Source organism: Rhizobium sp. SRDI943, assembly GCF_057653695.1.
Window position 1 is genome coordinate 222,575 of sequence record NZ_JBYGKN010000003.1, and the last position, 14,173, is coordinate 236,747.

Genomic DNA, 14,173 nt, shown 5'->3' on the forward strand with positions numbered 1-14,173 from the left:
GGCTATCGCGACACAGCCTGCCGAACGTCAGGACGAAATGTTTCGAGGGCAGCGGAAAGCTCCGTGCGGCCACGGCGGATTTCGCCGATGCCGGCTTCGGCTCCGATCAGGCCCTTGTTGTGCGCGTCACTGAGCCTGACGATCAGCTCGGCGTAACTTTCCGAGAGTCCTGTGCGGATCAACGTTGCCGGCCACTCGGCACGCGGCAGTTCGTGTGCGACAACGCGCCGGGTCAACAATCGCCCCAGGGCCGCAGCGATCTCAAGCGCCGTGTATTCGCGCGGCCCCTCGCCATGGACGATCCGCGGCGAAGGGCCATGATCCTCATCAGCCAGCAGAAGGTCGGCAGCCATATCGCCGATATCGGCGGCGGAGACGGTCGGAAAGGGTCGTGCCAGCGGCTGGTGCATGCTCGGCATCACGCCGGTCTCATTGGCGATCTTCAGGTAGCGTGCCCAGTTTTCCATATGTTCGGCCGAACGCAGAAAGACCATCCTGGCGCTGCACTGCCGGAACCGCTCCTCCATCAAACGGAACAGCCTGGTAATGCCGGTATCGATCGTCAGATGCGCACCGTAATCCGAGATCGCCAGGACGCGCGGCGGCCGGGCGGCATCGACCGCCTCCGCCATCCGCTCGATAGACTGCAGCATCTGGCGGCTGGCATCGGCGGCGCGAGGGTCGATCGGGCAGATGAGCTGTACAGCCGTCGCATCTCTCATCGCGAGCGCCATGGCATCGGCATCGCCGACCTCAGCCATGGCAATCTCGCATCCGAGCGCCGCAAGGGGTGCGGCCTTGGCGGGATTACGGAGCACCGCCGTGACGGGAGAGCCCTCGGCCCGAAGCCTTGTTATCGTTGCCTTGCCGATTTTGCCGGTGGCGCCGAAGATGACAAACATGATCATTCCTTCCTCTGCTCGCAGTCGAAGGAAGATGCACTGCCGCTAAGGGGCATTGCCTGCGCATTCGGCCGATCCGTTGCAGGATCGGCCAATTTTTTTTAATTGCGCGCGCGGGTGATGGTGCCGGGGCTGATGCCAAGCAGCCGCTTCATGCTGTTTGCCATATGGCTTTGATGCGCAAAGCCTGCTTCCAGGGCGATCTGGCTCAAGGGCAGGCCGGAGCTTCGGATCAGCACCTCGACGCGAGCCACCCGGCGGTGCAGCACATATTGATGCGGCGGCATACCGAAACTATTTCGAAACTGCGTCTTCAGATGCGAGAGGCTCAGTCCGGCAAGAGCTGCCAGTTCCGCAAGCGAAAGCGAGGTGTCGAGATTATCCTCGATGTAGTCGGCAAGCATCCGCTTCTGACGGGGCGAGAGCGCTCTGCCGCTATCCACTGGGCGAGAGCTGCCGCTGCCCGCCTCGACCAGACGGAGCGCCAAAGCTGTCGCCAGCGTATCGGCATAGAGGTTGTCGGACGGCACATCCGCTTCGAGTTCCGCTTTCAAGGCCCAGACGATGGCCTCGAGCCGCGGATCGCGGAGTTGAAATTGCGGCACGATTGCCGTCGCGGGGTCGCGGCCGAGGTCGATGGCAGCCCGATGGAAAAGATCCTTGCTGATCTTCAGTCGCAGGATCATGCATTCGCGGTCGTCCTCCCAGACGCCATCAAGGCCGGCTGGCACCACGTCGATATCGCCATGCTTCTGCAGTCGGCGATGCTCCCGCCCGTCACAGCGGCATTGCGCCCGCACCGGCCGGCCGACGTGGACCCCGAGACGATGGTAGGGCGTGCCTGAAATATGCGTGCTGCCGGGCGGAATGCGTAGCAGCTCAGCCTCCAGACCGTGCCAGCCGCGCCCCCTGCTCGTTGCGAGGATTGTCGCGCTTCCTGTCGGCGAATGATCGTTCATCGGTCCGTTCCGTTCGCTCGAATGGGACCAAGACTATCTCAAGCGTCACCTCCGCGGCAAGAAATGGTGCTGTCGGCGGGAACGATTTTTCTCAGTCGTGCCGGGACAGGAAACCGGAAACGGTCGCCAGGCAAAGCTGCTTTTCCTCGACATGCGGCATATGGCTGGAATTTTCGAAGAGCACCCATTCGCAGCCCGGAACGCGTTCGAGATAGGGCCTTACCACCAGGGGCGTCGCCTCGTCGTATTTTCCCGAGACCAGCAGCGTCGGGGCTTCGATGCGGTCCAGCCTGTTCTCGATCGTCCAGTCTTTCATCGTACCGATGACGTGAAATTCGGTCGGGCCGTTCATCTTGCGGTAGACGGTGTTGTCCTCGTCCATGATTGCAAAGGTCCGCGCCACTTCAGGCGGCCACGGCACCACGCGGCAGACATGGCGGTCATAGAAGACGCGTGAGGCGGCGATATAGTCCGGATCGGTGAGGCTTCCCGCCAGCTCATGCTTCAGCAGCGTGTCCTGCACCTCTTTCGGCAGTTCCTGCCTCAGCCGGTTCGCCTCCGAAACCCAGGTGTGCATGTTGGCCGGCGAGTTGGCGATGACAAGCGCCTTCAGACCTTGCGGCTGGCGCACCGCATGTTCGGCGCCGAGCATGCCGCCCCAGGACTGGCCGAGGAAGGCATAACGATCCCGAATGCCGAGATGGGAAAGTAGCGTGTCCAGCTCCTCGAGGAACAGGCCGACCGTCCAGAAATCCGGGCCTTTTTCCGGAAGTCGGGTGGAATTGCCATTGCCGAGCTGGTCGTAATGGATGACCGGACGGCCGTCGAGGGCGGCGATATCCTTGAAGGAATCGACATAATCATGGGTGCAGCCAGGCCCGCCATGGGCGACGACGAGAGGCAGCTTGCCGCTCTCCAGCGAACCGGTGACGCGATACCAGGTGCGATAGTCGCGAAAGGGCAGGTAAGCTTCTTTGGTCGTGACTTCGCCCACCGGTGTCTCCATCTCTTGGCGTCATGAAAAAAAGCATAACGCGGCGGCAACGGTGAAGGCAGCTATCACAAGTTATAGGGTGGCCAATTATGGGTAGGCCGGTCTTCGAGCAGGCGGTAATGGGTGGCGCGCACCACGGCCTGGGTTCGGTTGCGGGCGCCGAGTTTCTTTGTCGCGGCGTTCAGATGCATCACGACGGTCGGTACCGAACGGTCGATGATGCGGGAAATTTCCTTGGCGGAGTAACCTTCCGCCGAATGGCGCAGGCATTCACGTTCCCGCTCGGTCAGGCGGATCGTGCCGACGCTCTTCGCCCGCGTGTCGAAAAGCGAATAGGCGGTCTCATGGAAAACATGGGCAAGCAGGTTGAAGTCGGCGATATAGCGCAGTGCGTGCCGTTCGAAATCTTTGTTCCGGCCGAAGCGGATGCCGGTGACGGTCGCATAGTCGCCGCGTGGCATATGAACCGGAACGGTGACGCCGGTCGACATATCGCGTTCGCTCAAATAGCGCGTCACCGGCGCGGTGTCTTCGGTCATGAAACGGTTGATCAGCGTGTCGGCGTCCGGGTCGTAGTTCCAGAAGAAGGGCGCGGAGGTGCGCAGCGCCACCTGCTGCACCGGATCGATACGGAAATAGCCGCGATTGAACCAGTAATCGTGCATATCGTCGGAGATATTCCGCAGCTTCAGCAGCGATGGTATCATGATCGCGCCGTCGAGATCGTAAGGCACCGGTGTATAGTCGTAGATCAGCGCCTCGAAGCCGATCTGCTTCATCGCCTCGAAGGCCTGGTCGATGCGTCCATCAAGCGTTTCGTGCGCTGCAAACTGCCGTCTGATCGTTCCGATATCGTCAAGAATGGGGTCGTCACGAATGGGGTCGTCAAGCATGGGCTGCTCCCGGGGTTCGGCATTGCGGCCCACCCTATCACTTCTTATAGCTGGCACTGAATGCGGTTTAAGGTAAAAATTTAGCCGTGCCCAAATATTGAGCAAGCGAAATCTTCTGCCGGAGCGATCAATGTGGCGTGAAATACGGCCGGACGAGCGATTCGAGATCGATGTCGATGGCTATCGCGTCGTTGCCTATAGTTTCGGGACCGGCAGCGAGACGGTTTTCTGCCTGAACGGCGGGCCGGGTCTGCCCTGCGATTACCTGCGCGAGGCGCATTCCTGTCTCATCGACAAGGGCTATCGCGTCGTCGCCTTCGACCAACTCGGCACCGGCGCTTCCGACCGGCCGGACGATCTCTCGCTCTGGACGATCGGCCGTTATGTCGAAGAGACGGAGACGGTGCGCAAGGCGCTGGGGCTCGGCAAGGTCCACATGCTCGGCCATTCCTGGGGCGGCTGGCTGGCGATCGAATACGCGCTGACCTATCCCGAAAACCTCAAGACGCTGATCCTCGAAGATACCGTCGCCGATATGCCGCATCTGATCTCGGAACTGGAACGGCTGCGCGCGGCACTCGGTCCCGAAACTGTCTCGATGATGCAGAAGCACGAGGCGCAAGGCACCTACAATCATCCGGAATATCTCGCCGCCGTCACCATCCTCAACTACCGCCATGTCTGCCGTCTGCCGGAATGGCCGGCGCCGGTGCGCCGCTCGCTCGACGATTGGAACATGGCGCCCTATGAGACGATGCAGGGGCCGAACGAGTTTCTCTATATCGGCAACCTCAAGGACTGGAACCGTATACCCGACCTGCCGCGGCTGACGCTGCCGGTGCTCATCACGACGGGAGAACATGACGAGCTGACGCCGGCCTGTGCGCTGAGGATGAAGCTTGCGCTGCCGAATGCCGAGCTTAAGGTATTTGCCAATGCCAGCCACATGCCGTTCTATGAGAACCCGCAGGATTATTATCCGGCGCTTCTCGATTTTCTCGCCCGGCACGAGGCAGGCTGATGCAACAGGAAGCGGACCGAACCAGACGAAGACAAAGGGGCGATCGCCGTCATGCATCGCTATAAATTCGTTCTGACGCGACCGCTGCAGTTCCTGCCCGTCATCTTCGGCATCAGCGTCATCACTTTCATTCTGGTCCGGTTGATCCCCGGTGATCCGGCGCGCAACATCCTCGGCACGCGCGCGACGCCGGCAGCCCTTGCCAGTATCCGCGCCCAGTACGGCCTCGACCAGCCGATGTGGCTGCAATATGTCTATTTCCTCAAGAACCTCGCCAATGGCGAGATGGGCAAGTCGATCCTCTACAAGATCGACGTGCTGAAGCTGATCGTCACCCGCATCGAGCCGACACTTGCGCTCGTCGTCTCCAGCGTCGTGCTTTCGGTCCTGATCGCGGTACCGATGTCGGCGATCGCCGCACGCAATGCCGGCCGGGCGCCGGATCATGCGGTGCGCATCGTCTCGACCTTCGGCATCGGTTTTCCGCCCTTCTGGCTGGGGCTGATGCTGATCATCCTGTTTAGCGTCGAACTCGGCGTGCTGCCGGTTTCGGGCTATGGTGCGACGATCGGCGAAAAGCTATCGCATCTCGTGCTGCCGAGCCTGACCGTCGCGCTATCGCTTTCGACGGTGCTGACGCGCAGCCTGCGGGCGGCGATGATCGAGCAGCTGAAGTCGGATGTCGCGACGGCGGCGCGCGCCCGCGGTATGCCCGAAGGCATCGTCTTCTGGCGGCACGTCCTGCCGAATTCGCTGGTGCCGACGATCAACCTGCTCGCCGTCAATATCGGCTGGCTGATCGGCGGCACGGTGGTGGTCGAGAGCGTCTTTGCGCTGCCCGGCATGGGACAGCTGCTGGTCAGGGCGATCTTTTCACGCGACTACATGGTGGTGCAGGGCGTCGCCATGGTCTTTGCCTGCGCCACCGTGCTCATCAACTTCATCGCCGACATCGTCACTGTCGCCGTCGATCCGAGGGTGAAGCTATGAGCATCGAGGCGACCGCCCCCGCATCCCCCGGCTGGCGCCGGTTCTTCGGCCGGCGGCCGATGCTTGTGCTCAGTGCCGGCCTGCTGCTGTTCTTCGTGCTGCTGGCGATCGGCGCGCCTATCGTCGCGCCCTACGACCCGATCATGCAGAATGCCGAGGTGCGCCTGCAGGCGCCTTCGCTGTTGCATCCCTTCGGTACCGACAATTTCGGCCGCGATATCCTTTCCCGCGTCATCTGGGGCGCGCGCCTCGACCTGCAGATGGCGCTGATCGGCGTCATCTTCCCCTTCGTAATCGGCACGACGGTCGGCACGATCGCCGGCTTCTTCGGCGGGATCGTCGATGCGCTGTTCATGCGCCTCGTCGATATCATCCTCGCCTTTCCCTTCCTGGTGCTGATGCTGTCGATCATCGCGATCCTCGGACCGGGCCTCGGCAGCTTCTACATCGCCATGGCGCTGGTCGGCTGGGTTTCCTATGCACGGCTGATCCGGGCGCAGATGCTGGTGCTGAAAGGCAGCGACTATGCCGTTGCCGCCGTCAGCCTCGGCTTCAGTCGCCCGCGCATCATGTTCCGCCATCTTTTGCCGAACGCGATCGCCGGCTCGATCGTCTTTTCGATGTCCGATGCGACGCTGGTGCTGCTCAGCGGCGCCGCCGTCAGCTATCTCGGCCTCGGCGTCCAGCCACCGATCGCCGAATGGGGCGTCATGGTCGCGGAAGGACAGAGCTTCATCACCACGGCATGGTGGATCACTTTGTTTCCCGGCCTCTCCATCGTCTGCCTCGCCTTCGGTTTCAGCATGCTGGGCGACGCGCTCGGCGAACTGCTGGGGGTGCATGAATGAGCGGCTCCGTGCTGTCCGTCCGTGATCTCACCGTCAGGGCACATGTCGATTCCGGCCCGCGCACGCTGCTCGATGCGGTGTCGCTCGATCTCGGCAAGGGTGAGATCCTCGGTCTCGTCGGCGAGAGCGGCTCGGGCAAGAGCCTGTTCTGCCGTTCCCTGGTGCGCCTGCTGCCCTCCTCGTTGCTGAAGATCGAAAGCGGTAGCGTGCTGCTCGAAGGGCGCGACCTCATGCGGATCGACGATGGCGAGATGCTGAAAGTGCGCGGTGGCGAGATCGGCATGATCTTCCAGAACCCGACCAGCCATCTCGACCCGGTGATGCGGATCGGCGATCAGATCGCTGAGGGCATCCGTTATCACCAGGGCCTCGGCGCCCGCGAGGCTCGCGCCGCGGCGACGGAAATCCTGGCGCAAGTCGGCTTCCCCGATCCGAAGCGCCAGTACGATAGCTATCCGCACGAATTTTCCGGTGGCATGCGGCAGCGGGCGATGATCGGCGTGGCGCTGTCCTGCAATCCGAAGATCCTGATCGCTGATGAGCCGACCACGGCGCTCGACGTGACTATCCAGGCGCAGATCCTGCGGCTGTTGATTGACATTCGCGACCGGCGCGGCCTGTCGATCATTCTGATCACCCACGATCTCGGTATCGTCGCCCAGACTTGCGACCGTATTGCCGTGCTGCGCGGCGGCAAGCTCATCGAAGAGGGGCCGAAGCGGACGATCCTGGCGCGGCCGCAACATCCCTATACGATCAACCTGATCAACAGCCACCCTTCCATCCCGGGCGAGACGGTCGCGCCGCTGCTCGAGCTTGCCGCGGCCAGCCAACCGGCGAGGCGGCCATTGCTCGAAATCGATGATCTCCATGTGCGTTTCAGAGCCGGCGGCGCCCTGCTCAGGGGCGGTGCCAAGACGGTCAGCGCCGTTGCCGGCGTCAGCCTGCAGATCATGCCGGGCGAGACGGTCGGCATCGTCGGCGAATCCGGCAGCGGCAAGAGCACGCTTGCCCGCGCCGTGCTCGGCCTCACGCCGCTTTCCTCGGGCCACGTCACCTTCGACGGCGTCGATCTGGCGCTGCAGAAGAGTGCCGGCCTGGCAAAGCTCAGGCGCGAGACGGCGATGGTCTTCCAAGATCCCTATAACGCGCTCAATCCGCGGCTGACGATCGGGCAGATGCTGGCCGAGGTGCTGAAGGTGCAGGGCAAGGTCGCCAGGGCCGATATCCCTGTTCGAATCGGCGAACTGCTCGATCTCGTCGGCCTCGAACGCGAATTCGCCGGCCGCAAACCGCGCAGCATGAGCGGCGGCCAGTGCCAGCGCGCCGGCATCGCCCGTGCGCTCGCCGTCAATCCGAAGCTGATCATCGCCGACGAATGCGTGGCGGCCCTCGACGTCACCATCCAGGCGCAGATCATCGAGCTCTTCCGCGAGCTCACGGCGAAGATGAACCTGACGTTGATCTTCATCGCCCATGATCTCGCGATCGTCCGCAATCTCTGCGAACGCGTCGTCGTGATGTATCGCGGCGAGATCGTCGAGGAAGGTCGTTCCGAAGAAGTCTTCGCGCGGCCGAAGCATCCCTATACGGCGGCGCTGATCGCCGCGATTCCCGACATCGATCCTGACAAGCGGCTGCTTCAAGACGCCGACGGCAAGGACGATCCGCATTCGATGCCGATTCAATCAATCAAACGCATGCCATAACAACGAAGGGAACGAACTCATGACAAACAGGTGGAAATCAATCGGGCTTGCAGCCGTGCTCGCCGGTCTGACGCTCAGCGCAAGCTATGCCGAGGCCGCTGGTGTGCTCACCATCGGCCGCCGCGAGGATTCGACGACATTCGATCCGATCAAGACCGCGCAGAACATCGACAACTGGGTGTTCTCCAACGTCTACGACGTGCTGATCCGGGTCGACAAGACAGGCACGAAACTGGAGCCGGGCCTTGCCGAAAGCTGGACTGCCGCGGATGACGGGCTGACCTACACGTTCAAGATCCGCGACGCGAAATTTTCCGACGGTTCGCCGCTGACGGCGGAAGACGCGGCCTACAGCCTGCTGCGCATCCGCGACGACGCTGCCTCGCTCTGGAGCGATTCCTATAAGGTGATCGACACGGCGGTGGCGACCGACGCGCATACGCTGACGATCAAGCTCAAGAACCCGTCCGCGCCGTTCCTTTCGACGCTGGCGCTGCCGAATGCCTCCGTCATCTCCAAGAAGGGCATGGAATCACTGGGCGCCGACGCCTATGGTGAAAAGCCGATCGCATCCGGCGCGTTCACCGTCGAGGAATGGCGGCGCGGCGACCGCGTCATCCTGAAGAAGAACCCGAATTTCTGGCAGGCGGACCGGGTGAAGCTCGACGGTGTCGAGTGGATCTCGGTGCCTGACGACAATACCCGCATGCTGAACGTCCAGGCCGGCGAGTTGGATACGGCGATCTTCGTTCCCTTTTCTCGGGTCGAGGAGCTGAAGAAGGACCCGAACCTCAACGTCGATATAGACGCTTCGACCCGTGAGGATCATCTGCTGATCAACCATGCGCATGGCGCGCTCGGCAAAAAGGAAGTCCGCCAGGCGCTGGATCTCGCGATCGGCAAGAAGGCGATCGTCGATACCGTCACCTTCGGCCAGGGCACGGTCGCCAACTCCTATATTCCGAAGGGCGCGCTCTATTATTATGCCGACAACCTGCAGCGGCCCTATGATCCCGAAAAGGCAAAAGAGTTGCTGGCGGCCGCCGGCGTCTCGGACCTGACGCTGAACTATCTGGTCCGCGCCGGCGACGAAGTCGACGAACAGACGGCTGTGCTCGTCCAGCAGCAGCTGCAGAAGGCCGGCATCACCGCCAATCTGCAGAAGGTCGACCCGAGCCAGGAATGGGACATGATCGTTGCCGGCGACTACGACGTCTCGGTCAACTACTGGACCAACGACATTCTCGATCCGGACCAGAAGACCACCTTCGTCCTCGGCCACGATTCCAACAACAACTATTCGACCAACTACAAGAGCGAGGCGGTGAAGGAACTGGTTGCCAAGGCGCGTCTCGAACTCGACCCGAAGAAGCGCGAACAGATGTATGTCGATCTGCAGAAGATGGCCAAGGACGACGTCAACTGGATCGACCTCTATTACAGCCCCTATATCAACGTCTCTCGCAAGAATATCGAGAACTTCTATCAGAACCCGCTCGGCCGGTTCTTCCTGGAAGACACGGTCAAGAACTGAGTTCAGGCAGCACGCAAACGCTCCGCCGCCCTAAAGGCGGCGGAGCATCATTTGTTGCCACGACACGTGGCTGGCGCCGCTTGCTTACTCGGCGGCCGCGAGCTTGTCCTGCGTCCTGGTGTCGAAGTCGCTGGCGTCGTGACGCTCGTGCAACTGGCTCGAGGGATCGCCGGAGAGCCTGTTGACCATCCGGCCGCGTTGCACGGCCGGCCTGCTGTGGATGGTGTCGGCCCAGCGCAGCACGTTCTTATAGTCCTCGACCTGCAGAAACTCGGCTGCACCATAGGTCCAGCCCTTCACCAGGCCGCCATACCAGGGCCAGACGGCAATATCGGCGATCGTGTATTCGCTGCCCGCCAGATATTCGCTTTCGGCAAGGCGACGATCGAGCACATCGAGCTGGCGCTTCACTTCCATGGCGAAGCGGTCGATCGCGTATTCGATCTTCGTCGGGGCATAGGCGTAGAAATGGCCGAAGCCGCCGCCGAGATAGGGCGCGCTTCCCATCTGCCAGAACAGCCATGACAGGCATTCGGCGCGCTCGCTCGGTTCGGTCGGCAGGAAGGCGCCGAACTTCTCGGCGAGATAGGTGAGGATGGCACCGGACTCGAAGACACGGATCGGCTTTGGTCCGCTACGATCCATCAGCGCCGGGATCTTGGAATTGGGATTGACCGCAACGAAGCCGCTTCCGAACTGGTCGCCATCGCCGATCTTGATCAGCCAGGCGTCGTACTCAGCACCGCTTTGGCCAAGGGCCAGCAGCTCCTCGAGCATGATCGTGACCTTCTGGCCGTTCGGCGTGCCGAGCGAATAGAGCTGCAGCGGATGACGGCCGACCGGAAGCTCTTTGTCATGCGTCGGTCCCGCGATCGGGCGGTTGATGCTGGCGAATTGGCCGCCATTCGCCTTGTTCCAGGTCCAGACTTTCGGGGGTGTATATTCGGAAGAACCGCTCATCTTTCAAACTCCTGGCATTGGTCAGATAGGATCGCGATGCCAATGGGTTTGGCCACCGCATTTTTCCTGACATAGCAGAGGCGACGAGGTTTTGTCAGAGGTGTCGAAGCGGTTTCACGCAATCGTCAGAGCCTTGGCCAGGGATCAGATTCACGCTGTGAAGACTGGGTTTTTTATGTACCAAAAATTGGTATATTGGCTTAAAGGAGATTCAGGATGGCTAGAAATACGTCCATATCGCTCAGTGACCATTTCACCAGCTTCATTGATACGCAGGTTCAGGCTGGCCGCTATGGTTCAGCCAGCGACGTTATCCGGGCGGGCCTTCGCCTACTTGAAGAACACGAAGCCAAAGTGAAGGCATTGCAGGACGCCTTGATTGAAGGCGAAGAATCCGGCCCTGCCACGCCCTTCGATTTCGATGCGTTCAACGCTCGCAAACGGGCGGCGTTCGAGGCGAAATGACAGGCGTCATATTTTCTCCCGCCGCGCGATGATCTCGTCCAGCTGCCCCACGAGCACGCGATCGCCCTCGACGTCGCTCGCCATCCTGGAGAAGACATCCGCCATGCCGCGGAAGATGGTCGCGGCCGGATCATCTTCTCCAAGGAAATCGGCAATCTCCTGCATTTCGGCAACCCACCGATAGGCTTTCGGATACATGTCGGGTATGGATCCCGACAGCTTGCGATCGATGTCGGGAAGGCTTTCGGAGAGCTCGGCTTTCAGGCTTTCGGCCGCACCGGAACGCGATGCCGCAAGCAGCATGGCGGTGCCAAGGCCGACAAATCCCTTGTTGATGCCGGCATAACACATCTTCAGTGCCGAGGCGGCGCCGAGCGGTCCGTCGAGCCTGCGGATCCGCAGGCCGCAATCCTCGAGCAGCTTGCTTCGCTCCGCAATATCGCCGCTGATATAAATGGTCGGACCTGGTTTGCCGGGGCTCGGCGGCCCGCCGATGATCGCACCGTCAAGCACCTCGACGCGGCTGCTTTCGAAGCGTGCCGCCAAAGCCTGCATGGTTTTCGGCGCGATTGCGTTGAGGTCGATGAAGGGAGGCGGCGTCGGCATCCCCGACGATATGTCCGCGATGAGGTCTGCGACCTTGATCGCCTCAGCCGGCGGAACGATCGACAGGATCAGCTCGGCCTTCGTCAGCTCCTGGCGGCCGACCGGCACCATGCCGGCTGCCTTTGCCCGCGCAATCGTCCGCTCGCTCCTGCCCTCGAGGTAAGTCAGCACCGTAGCGCCGTGGTCGATCAGCCGTTTGGCGACGGCACTTCCCATCGCGCCCGATCCGATAATCGCAAAATTCGGCATGTGAACCTCAATCAATGACGTCATCAGATTAGAACTGTTGCCGATGGCCATATCGTCAACTGCGACGATTCAGCCGAAACCCCTTCCGAAGAGCCGGCCGCTTCGTGCGCGCTGCCGTTGCGGCACTTTTTCTTGATATTCGTCAATGCCGGGACGGTCGACACCGGTATGATCGGTGCTATCATTCGCATTCGAGGATATGGATTTCAAATGTATCGGACGATCATCTGCGGCATCGGCATGGGTCCCCGCCAAACGGCCAGCCGCCTTCTGCGCCGGGCTGCTGCGCTGATGGACGAAGGCGGAAGCATCGTCGTCATGCACGTCATCGAGCATATCCCGCGCCGTCACCTGACGGAGCTTCCCGAGGAATTCGAAACGACCGCCATCGTCGACGCCGAAAAGAAACTTGCATCGCTCTGCAAGGAGCTGGGAATTCCGGCGATGACCGAGGTTCGTATCGGCGTTGCCGCCTCCCTGCTCGTCTCCGTCGCAAGGGAGAAATCGGCCGATCTTATCCTGGTTTCATCCCATGTGACCGATATCACCGACTTCGTCTTCTCCTCGATAGTCGACAAGGTCGTGCGCCATGCCGGGTGCTCGGTTCTAATCGATCGACGACCCGATCCTGCGCATGAAGGCTCGGCGCCTCAAGTGGAAGACGCAGCGTTGTTCTAGTTCCGCTGCTGATTGATGAAGTCGATCACAGCAACCGGCCTCCCCTCCCCGACGGCGGTCAGACAACCTATATCATTCCCAAGCCAACCAGCAGTATTCGCTGCCCGACCGGAGATATGTATGAGCCAGGATCCCTATGAGCTTCTGGGCGTGAAGCGGGATGCGACGCAAAAGGATATTCAAAGCGCGTTCCGCAAGCTCGCCAAGAAACTTCACCCCGACCTTAACCCCGGCGACAAAAAGGCTGAGGAACGGTTCAAGCAAATTTCAGCGGCCTACGAGATCTTGAGTGATGAGGAAAAACGCGGACGCTTTGACCGCGGGGAGATCGATATAACAGGCGCCGAGCGGGCGCAGCGCAATTATTACCGCGACTACGCGTCGAAGAGCGGGCCTGGCGATCCCTACCACAACAGCGCCGGCTTTGCCGATTTCAGCGATGCCGACGATATCTTCGCCAGCTTCTTTTCACGCCGTGCCGGCGGCGGCCAGACCCGTGGTCGTGGCCGTGACCGGCAATTTTCCATGGAGGTCGACTTTCTCGAGGCCGTCAACGGCACCAGGACGGAGGTCAAGATGCCGAATGGTCCGGCGCTCGACGTACAGATCCCGCCGGGGACGCGCGACGGCCAGACCTTGCGGCTGCGCGGCAAGGGCGAGCCGGGCATCGGCGGTGGGCCGGTGGGCGATGCCTTGATCGAAATCCGTGTGCGCCCGCACCGCTTCTTTACGCGAGACGGCGACGATATCCGCCTGGAACTGCCGATCTCGCTCAGTGAGGCCGTGCTTGGTGGCAAGGTTCGCGTGCCGACGCCGTCGGGAGCGGTCAATCTGACGCTGCCGCCTCATTCGAACACGGGCAAGGTCCTGCGTCTCAAGAGCAAAGGTGTCGCAAAACGCGGCGGCGGACACGGTGACGTCTACATTTCGCTGAAGATCGTGCTGCCCGACGCCCCGGATGAGCGGCTGACGGGCTTGATGAAGGAATGGGCGACGGCAAACTCCTACGATCCGAGAGAGAACATGGAGGCTTGATCATGAATGATCTCGAATTCCGTCTTTACTTGAAAATCGACATCGTCCAGCTCGATCTCTGGATCGAACAGGGTTGGCTGATCCCGGAGATCTCAGGCGGCCAAAGGCAATTTCGTGACGCCGACGTCGCACGCGCCCGGCTGATCCTGGACCTCATGGCAAACATGGGCGTCAACGAAGCCGGCGTCGATATCGTCATGGAGCTGGTCGACGAGTTGCACGGCCTGCGGGGAACGATGGGCAAGTTGATGACCGCCATCGGCAAGCAGGAGCGGGATGTTCAGCGCCAGCTGTTCGAGAGCCTCGAGGACATGGATCGGTTTTAGACAG

At 61.4% G+C, this 14,173-nt stretch carries 15 protein-coding genes; 9 read left to right on the forward strand and 6 right to left on the reverse strand.

Annotated elements, in window-relative coordinates; genetic code table 11:
• Positions 1 to 2 precede the first annotated feature (2 nt).
• The 4 genes from AC245Y_RS32260 to AC245Y_RS32275 form a co-directional block, all read right to left on the reverse strand.
• Positions 3 to 908: an NAD(P)H-binding protein gene (locus AC245Y_RS32260; RefSeq protein WP_017997156.1), complete on the reverse strand. Its 906-nt coding sequence runs from the start codon at positions 906 to 908 to the stop codon at positions 3 to 5.
• Between the two features lie 95 nt (positions 909 to 1,003).
• On the reverse strand, positions 1,004 to 1,861 hold the full coding sequence (locus AC245Y_RS32265; RefSeq protein ID WP_017997157.1) for a helix-turn-helix transcriptional regulator: 858 nt from the start codon (positions 1,859 to 1,861) through the stop codon (positions 1,004 to 1,006).
• A gap of 91 nt (positions 1,862 to 1,952) precedes the next feature.
• Positions 1,953 to 2,855 carry a proline iminopeptidase-family hydrolase gene (locus tag AC245Y_RS32270; protein ID WP_017997158.1) on the reverse strand — a complete coding sequence of 301 codons (903 nt, stop codon included), beginning with the start codon at positions 2,853 to 2,855 and terminating at the stop codon, positions 1,953 to 1,955.
• 65 nt (positions 2,856 to 2,920) lie between these two features.
• A complete protein-coding gene (locus tag AC245Y_RS32275; RefSeq protein WP_026157691.1) occupies positions 2,921 to 3,718 on the reverse strand; it encodes a helix-turn-helix transcriptional regulator in 798 nt (265 codons plus the stop codon).
• A 160-nt stretch (positions 3,719 to 3,878) separates the two neighbouring features.
• On the opposite strand from AC245Y_RS32275, the gene AC245Y_RS32280 reads away from it, so the two are divergent.
• The 5 genes from AC245Y_RS32280 to AC245Y_RS32300 are packed head-to-tail and all read left to right on the forward strand — an operon-like array spanning position 3,879 to position 9,850.
• Positions 3,879 to 4,769, forward strand: a complete 891-nt coding sequence (locus AC245Y_RS32280) for a proline iminopeptidase-family hydrolase (protein WP_017997160.1) — start codon at positions 3,879 to 3,881, stop codon at positions 4,767 to 4,769.
• 51 nt (positions 4,770 to 4,820) lie between these two features.
• On the forward strand, positions 4,821 to 5,759 hold the full coding sequence (locus AC245Y_RS32285) for an ABC transporter permease (protein ID WP_003549356.1): 939 nt from the start codon (positions 4,821 to 4,823) through the stop codon (positions 5,757 to 5,759).
• On the forward strand, positions 5,756 to 6,607 hold the full coding sequence (locus tag AC245Y_RS32290; RefSeq protein ID WP_017997161.1) for an ABC transporter permease: 852 nt from the start codon (positions 5,756 to 5,758) through the stop codon (positions 6,605 to 6,607). The genes AC245Y_RS32285 and AC245Y_RS32290 overlap by 4 nt, the downstream gene beginning before the upstream one ends.
• Positions 6,604 to 8,316, forward strand: a complete 1,713-nt coding sequence (locus tag AC245Y_RS32295; protein ID WP_017997162.1) for a dipeptide ABC transporter ATP-binding protein — start codon at positions 6,604 to 6,606, stop codon at positions 8,314 to 8,316. The genes AC245Y_RS32290 and AC245Y_RS32295 overlap by 4 nt, the downstream gene beginning before the upstream one ends.
• A gap of 19 nt (positions 8,317 to 8,335) precedes the next feature.
• Positions 8,336 to 9,850 (forward strand): ABC transporter substrate-binding protein, encoded by a 1,515-nt coding sequence (locus tag AC245Y_RS32300; protein ID WP_017997163.1) that lies wholly within the window; start codon positions 8,336 to 8,338, stop codon positions 9,848 to 9,850.
• A gap of 84 nt (positions 9,851 to 9,934) precedes the next feature.
• On the opposite strand, the gene yghU is transcribed toward AC245Y_RS32300, so the two are convergent.
• Positions 9,935 to 10,810 (reverse strand): glutathione-dependent disulfide-bond oxidoreductase, encoded by an 876-nt coding sequence (yghU, locus tag AC245Y_RS32305; protein WP_017997164.1) that lies wholly within the window; start codon positions 10,808 to 10,810, stop codon positions 9,935 to 9,937.
• Positions 10,811 to 11,026: 216 nt separating this feature from the next.
• Here yghU and AC245Y_RS32310 point away from each other — a divergent pair, with 216 nt between their 5' ends.
• Positions 11,027 to 11,275, forward strand: coding sequence for a type II toxin-antitoxin system ParD family antitoxin (locus tag AC245Y_RS32310; RefSeq protein ID WP_017997165.1), 249 nt, complete (start codon positions 11,027 to 11,029; stop codon positions 11,273 to 11,275).
• A gap of 6 nt (positions 11,276 to 11,281) precedes the next feature.
• Here AC245Y_RS32310 and AC245Y_RS32315 read toward each other — a convergent pair whose 3' ends face one another.
• On the reverse strand, positions 11,282 to 12,181 hold the full coding sequence (locus AC245Y_RS32315; protein WP_017997166.1) for an NAD(P)-dependent oxidoreductase: 900 nt from the start codon (positions 12,179 to 12,181) through the stop codon (positions 11,282 to 11,284).
• Positions 12,182 to 12,340: 159 nt separating this feature from the next.
• Here AC245Y_RS32315 and AC245Y_RS32320 point away from each other — a divergent pair, with 159 nt between their 5' ends.
• From AC245Y_RS32320 to AC245Y_RS32330, 3 genes are all read left to right on the forward strand, one after another.
• Positions 12,341 to 12,808, forward strand: coding sequence for a universal stress protein (locus tag AC245Y_RS32320; RefSeq protein ID WP_017997168.1), 468 nt, complete (start codon positions 12,341 to 12,343; stop codon positions 12,806 to 12,808).
• 120 nt (positions 12,809 to 12,928) lie between these two features.
• Entirely contained in the window at positions 12,929 to 13,843 is a 915-nt protein-coding gene (locus tag AC245Y_RS32325; RefSeq protein ID WP_017997169.1) for a DnaJ C-terminal domain-containing protein, read from the forward strand.
• Positions 13,844 to 13,845: 2 nt separating this feature from the next.
• A complete protein-coding gene (locus AC245Y_RS32330; protein WP_026157693.1) occupies positions 13,846 to 14,169 on the forward strand; it encodes a chaperone modulator CbpM in 324 nt (107 codons plus the stop codon).
• Positions 14,170 to 14,173 lie beyond the last annotated feature (4 nt).

Bases quoted from the DNA above. Each gene is read 5' to 3' on its own strand.
- AC245Y_RS32260 (WP_017997156.1), bottom strand. From the start codon at position 908: ATGATCATGTTTGTCATCTTCGGCGCCACCGGCAAAATCGGCAAGGCA.
- AC245Y_RS32265 (WP_017997157.1), bottom strand. From the start codon at position 1,861: ATGAACGATCATTCGCCGACAGGAAGCGCGACAATCCTCGCAACGAGC.
- AC245Y_RS32280 (WP_017997160.1), top strand. From the start codon at position 3,879: ATGTGGCGTGAAATACGGCCGGACGAGCGATTCGAGATCGATGTCGAT.
- AC245Y_RS32285 (WP_003549356.1), top strand. From the start codon at position 4,821: ATGCATCGCTATAAATTCGTTCTGACGCGACCGCTGCAGTTCCTGCCC.
- AC245Y_RS32290 (WP_017997161.1), top strand. From the start codon at position 5,756: ATGAGCATCGAGGCGACCGCCCCCGCATCCCCCGGCTGGCGCCGGTTC.
- AC245Y_RS32295 (WP_017997162.1), top strand. From the start codon at position 6,604: ATGAGCGGCTCCGTGCTGTCCGTCCGTGATCTCACCGTCAGGGCACAT.
- AC245Y_RS32300 (WP_017997163.1), top strand. From the start codon at position 8,336: ATGACAAACAGGTGGAAATCAATCGGGCTTGCAGCCGTGCTCGCCGGT.
- yghU (WP_017997164.1), bottom strand. From the start codon at position 10,810: ATGAGCGGTTCTTCCGAATATACACCCCCGAAAGTCTGGACCTGGAAC.
- AC245Y_RS32310 (WP_017997165.1), top strand. From the start codon at position 11,027: ATGGCTAGAAATACGTCCATATCGCTCAGTGACCATTTCACCAGCTTC.
- AC245Y_RS32315 (WP_017997166.1), bottom strand. From the start codon at position 12,181: ATGGCCATCGGCAACAGTTCTAATCTGATGACGTCATTGATTGAGGTT.
- AC245Y_RS32320 (WP_017997168.1), top strand. From the start codon at position 12,341: ATGTATCGGACGATCATCTGCGGCATCGGCATGGGTCCCCGCCAAACG.
- AC245Y_RS32325 (WP_017997169.1), top strand. From the start codon at position 12,929: ATGAGCCAGGATCCCTATGAGCTTCTGGGCGTGAAGCGGGATGCGACG.
- AC245Y_RS32330 (WP_026157693.1), top strand. From the start codon at position 13,846: ATGAATGATCTCGAATTCCGTCTTTACTTGAAAATCGACATCGTCCAG.